Source organism: Dryocola clanedunensis subsp. sulfonylureivorans, from assembly GCF_016756775.1.
Taxonomy (GTDB): domain Bacteria; phylum Pseudomonadota; class Gammaproteobacteria; order Enterobacterales; family Enterobacteriaceae; genus Dryocola; species Dryocola clanedunensis.
Genome location: NZ_JAERMU010000055.1, coordinates 1 through 5,007 on the forward strand (window position 1 = coordinate 1; position 5,007 = coordinate 5,007).

Here is a 5,007-nt window from a genome sequence, read left to right on the forward strand (position 1 = left end):
AAAGCGCCGAAGCTGATAATCGGTGCGATGATGCGCAAGCTGGCGCAGGTGGCATACGGCGTCCTGAAGTCAGGACGCCCGTTCGATGCCACGCTTCATACGGGAAATGCTTGCATGGCATAACAGTATCTACCAAAAAGTTTCGTCAGCAATCTGAGCGCGAGTCTAACTCGCGCTTTTTTTTGCTCTGCATCCTTAAAGTGCAGCCAGTTGGGGACGTGTAAATTTTTAGCCTCGCCCCGGAACGTTCCTCCCCCGGTAAACGTGAAACAAATCACTCAAAATCTCCCTGCTACATTCATTTGCAGCGCACTGCGTGATAATTCTCACAACTCTGCCTGAACCCTATCATCGCTACTATTAACGCCTGAAATCAGTTCCTTTCACACGATCAAGTTCTGAAACTTTTTTGCTCCGAAATGTGGCGCAGGTTTCAGTTTTGCACCGTCACGGGGCGCTGAGCGCGCATTTTCCTGTCTACACTCAGCTTACTGCGCTGGCCATACACGCATATGGCCGGATGCAAACCTGGCATTCCCTTTGCTTTAACCAGACTGGCTAATGCCACAGACAGGTAGCGGCGCCTCCGGGACGCCACAAAATATAACGATAATTTCGCCACACAGGATGCATGATGAAAAAGATGATACTCGCCACGCTGGTCGCAGCCGGATCCTTGTTAGCGGTTGCGGGTCAGGCTCATGCCGGGACCTCGCTTGATGCAGTAAAAAAGAAAGGCTTTGTGCAGTGCGGAATTAGTGACGGCTTGCCTGGCTTCTCTTACGCCGATGCGAGCGGTAAATTCTCCGGTATTGATGTGGACGTTTGCCGTGGCGTCGCCGCGGCGGTATTTGGTGATGCCACTAAAGTTAAATACACCCCGCTGACCGCCAAAGAGCGCTTTACGGCGCTGCAATCTGGCGAAGTAGACATCCTGTCCCGAAATACCACCTGGACCTCGTCCCGCGATGGCGGCATGGGAATGATCTTCACCGGCGTCACCTACTACGACGGTATCGGCTTCCTGACCCATAACAAAGCAGGCCTCAAGAGTGCGAAAGAGCTGGACGGTGCCACAGTATGCATCCAGGCAGGTACGGATACCGAGCTGAACGTCGCCGACTATTTCAAATCTAACAAGATGAAGTACACGCCTGTAACCTTCGACCGCTCCGATGAATCCGCGAAAGCGCTGGAATCAGGCCGCTGCGACACCCTCGCCTCCGACCAATCTCAGCTTTACGCCCTGCGCATCAAACTGAGCAACCCGGCTGAGTGGATTGTCCTGCCAGAAGTTATCTCTAAAGAACCGCTGGGCCCGGTAGTGCGCCGTGGTGATGAAGAGTGGTTCGCCATCGTGCGCTGGACGCTGTTCGCCATGCTGAACGCCGAAGAGATGGGCGTCGACTCCAAAAACGTCGACCAGATGGCTGCTAACCCAACCACACCGGATATGGCCCACCTGTTAGGTAAAGAGGGCGACTTCGGAAAAGACCTGAAGCTTGATAATAAATGGGCCTACAACATTGTTAAGCAGGTCGGTAACTACGCTGAGATCTTCGACCACAACGTCGGCGCGGAAAGCCCGTTGAAAATTAAACGTGGTCAGAACAACCTGTGGAATAAAGGTGGCATTCAGTACGCTCCGCCAGTTCGCTAAGCGAAACGTCAGAAACGGGCGCTGCGCAGGTAGCGCCCTGAGTCAGAGTTTATGTTACTAAGGTTTGCTTATGCTCCAACGCCGCCCAGCCGTAAAAGGAGACTTCTCCTTATCTAATCCCGCGGTTCGTGCCTGGCTGTTTCAGATTATCGCGGTCGCTATTGTCGTCGGCATCGCGGTTTACCTGGTCCACAACACCGTCACTAACCTTAATAATCGTGGCATTACCTCAGGTTTTGCGTTTCTCGACCGGGCCGCCGGTTTTGGTATCGTCCAGCACCTTATTGACTACGAGCAGGGTGACACCTACGGACGTGTATTTGTTGTCGGGTTACTGAATACCCTGCTGGTTTCCGCCCTGTGTATCGTGTTTGCCTCTTTTACCGGTTTCTTCCTTGGCCTTGCTCGCCTGTCGGAAAACTGGCTGCTGCGCAAACTCTCCACCTTCTACATTGAGACGTTCCGTAATATTCCGCCGCTGCTGCAAATCTTCTTCTGGTACTTTGCCGTGCTGCGTAATCTTCCCGGGCCGCGTCAGGCAGTTAGCGCCTTCGACCTACTGTTTCTCAGCAATCGTGGGCTCTATATTCCTTCCCCGCAGATGGGCGAAGGTGCCGTCGCTTTTGCCGTAGCCATTGTTGCCGCGCTGGTTGTGTCCGCCGGGCTTTATCGCTTCAATAAGATGCATCAGGTTAAAACGGGCCAGCTTCGCCGTACCTGGCCCGTTGCGCTTGCGCTACTGATGGTCTTACCGATGCTCGCACAGTGGGGTTTCGGCGCAGCTTTGCACTGGGATGTTCCAGCCCTGCGCGGTTTCAACTTCCGCGGTGGGATGGTGCTGATACCGGAACTGGCAGCCCTGACGCTGGCACTGTCTGTTTATACCTCCGCGTTTATCGCCGAGATCATTCGCTCCGGCATCCAGTCGGTGCCGTATGGACAGCACGAGGCCGCGCGCTCTTTGGCCCTGCCGAATCAGGTCACGTTACGCCAGGTCATCATTCCGCAGGCGATGCGGGTCATCATCCCCCCGCTCACCAGCCAGTATCTCAATATCGTGAAGAACTCCTCGCTGGCGGCCGCCATCGGTTACCCGGATATGGTGTCGCTGTTTGCCGGGTCGGTGCTCAACCAGACCGGGCAGGCCATCGAAACCATCGCCATTACGATGTCGGTCTACCTGATTATCAGCCTGACGATTTCCCTGCTGATGAATATCTATAACCGCCGCATCGCCCTGGTCGAGCGCTAAGGAACCGTGATGACGAAAGCAATACTCTCCCATCAGGCGCCCCCAAAAGCCGCTCGCTCGGGCGCAATACTGTGGGCACGCAAAAACCTGTTCTCCAGCTGGTCTAATAGCCTGTTGACGCTCTTCTGTTTCTGGATGATGTGGGAACTCATCCCGCCTTTACTCAATTGGGCAGTGTTTCAGGCGAACTGGATTGGCGAAACCCGCTCCGACTGCACCAAAGAAGGGGCCTGCTGGGTGTTTATCCACGCCCGTTTTGGGCAATTCATGTATGGGCTTTATCCCCACGACCAGCGCTGGCGTATTAACCTCGCGCTGATCATCGGCCTGGCATCTATTGTTCCGATGTTCTGGAATGCCATGCCGCATCGTGGGCGTTATATCGCTATGTGGGCCGTTATCTATCCGCTGGTTGTGTGGGTCTTACTGTACGGCGGTTTTCTCGGCCTGGAACGCGTGGAGACTCGCCAGTGGGGCGGTCTGACATTAACGCTGATCATCGCCTCTGTCGGGATCGCCGGAGCATTACCGCTGGGGATCTTACTGGCGCTGGGACGGCGCTCAACCATGCCGGTGGTAAGGATCCTTTCCGTTTTGTTTATCGAGTTCTGGCGCGGCGTACCGCTGATTACCGTCTTGTTTATGTCATCGGTCATGCTGCCGCTGTTCCTGGCAGAAGGAACGAGCATCGATAAGCTTATACGGGCGCTGGTCGGGGTAATTCTATTCCAGTCGGCCTATGTCGCAGAGGTTGTGCGCGGAGGGCTTCAGGCGCTTCCTAAAGGGCAATATGAAGCGGCAGAGTCTTTGGGTTTAGGCTACTGGAAAACCCAGGGGCTGGTGATTTTACCGCAGGCGCTGAAGATGGTGATCCCGGGCCTTGTAAACACCATTATCGCCCTGTTCAAGGACACCAGTCTGGTGATTATCATTGGTCTGTTCGATCTGTTCAGCAGCGTGCAGCAGGCCACTGTGGATCCCGCATGGCTGGGAATGTCTACGGAAGGTTACGTCTTTGCGGCCCTGATTTACTGGGCTTTCTGTTTCAGCATGTCGCGCTACAGCCAACACCTGGAAAAGCGCTTTAACACCGGGCGAGCACCGCACTGAGGATGAATATGAGTCAAATTACACTGCAACCTGCTGACGCGATGATCATGCTGGAAAATGTGAACAAGTGGTACGGACAGTTTCACGTTCTCAAGGATATCAATCTGAAAGTAAAACAAGGAGAACGCATCGTTCTCTGCGGGCCGTCAGGTTCAGGAAAATCCACAACCATCCGCTGCATTAACCATCTGGAAGAGCATCAACAAGGGCGAATCGTTGTTGACGGGACAGAGCTGAATGACGATCTGCGCAATATAGAGAAGGTCAGAGCCGAAGTGGGGATGGTTTTCCAGCACTTCAATTTGTTCCCGCATCTTACCGTCCTGCAGAACTGCACTCTGGCACCCATTTGGGTCAAGAAGATGCCAAAGAAAGAGGCCGAGGAGCTGGGTATGCATTATCTGGAACGAGTGCGTATTGCCGAACATGCACATAAATTCCCAGGGCAGATCTCCGGCGGCCAGCAGCAGCGCGTGGCCATTGCACGTTCGTTATGCATGAAACCGAAGATCATGCTGTTTGATGAGCCAACGTCCGCACTCGATCCGGAGATGGTTAAGGAAGTGCTGGATACCATGATTGGCCTGGCGCAGTCAGGTATGACAATGCTGTGCGTGACCCATGAGATGGGCTTCGCCAGAACGGTGGCGGATAGAGTGATCTTTATGGATCGAGGTGAGATAGTGGAACAGGCACCGCCGGATGAGTTCTTCGCTCATCCGAAATCTGAGCGAACCCGCGCTTTTCTGTCTCAGGTTATTCATTAATATCAAAGCAAAGGCCGCTTTCGCGGCCTTTTTAGTCGTAATGTTGTGCCTTTCCCAAAGCAAAAAGGCCATCCTTGCGGATGGCCTTCTTTTATTTGAAGCCTGGCAGTTCCCTACTCTCGCATGGGGAGACCCCACACTACCATCGGCGCTACGGCGTTTCACTTCTGAGTTCGGCATGGGGTCAGGTGGGACCACCGCGCTAGTGCCGCCAGGCA

The 5,007-nt window shown here is 54.2% G+C and carries 4 protein-coding genes, 1 rRNA gene and 1 pseudogene; 5 read left to right on the plus strand and 1 reads right to left on the minus strand.

The window, feature by feature from the left end; genetic code table 11:
- The 5 genes and pseudogenes from HYQ67_RS23635 to HYQ67_RS23655 form a co-directional block, all read left to right on the plus strand.
- A pseudogene (locus HYQ67_RS23635) lies at positions 1-123 on the plus strand (IS110 family transposase); the annotation flags it as partial.
- Positions 124-634: 511 nt separating this feature from the next.
- A complete protein-coding gene (locus tag HYQ67_RS23640; RefSeq protein ID WP_202308604.1) occupies positions 635-1,660 on the plus strand; it encodes an amino acid ABC transporter substrate-binding protein in 1,026 nt (341 codons plus the stop codon).
- 70 nt (positions 1,661-1,730) lie between these two features.
- Positions 1,731-2,912 (plus strand): amino acid ABC transporter permease, encoded by a 1,182-nt coding sequence (locus tag HYQ67_RS23645; protein ID WP_202308606.1) that lies wholly within the window; start codon positions 1,731-1,733, stop codon positions 2,910-2,912.
- Between the two features lie 9 nt (positions 2,913-2,921).
- Positions 2,922-4,022, plus strand: a complete 1,101-nt coding sequence (locus HYQ67_RS23650; RefSeq protein WP_202308608.1) for an amino acid ABC transporter permease — start codon at positions 2,922-2,924, stop codon at positions 4,020-4,022.
- 8 nt (positions 4,023-4,030) lie between these two features.
- Entirely contained in the window at positions 4,031-4,789 is a 759-nt protein-coding gene (locus HYQ67_RS23655; protein WP_202308610.1) for an amino acid ABC transporter ATP-binding protein, read from the plus strand.
- Between the two features lie 100 nt (positions 4,790-4,889).
- Here HYQ67_RS23655 and rrf read toward each other — a convergent pair.
- Positions 4,890-5,005, minus strand: a 5S ribosomal RNA gene (gene rrf, locus HYQ67_RS23660).
- Positions 5,006-5,007: the final 2 nt, after the last annotated feature.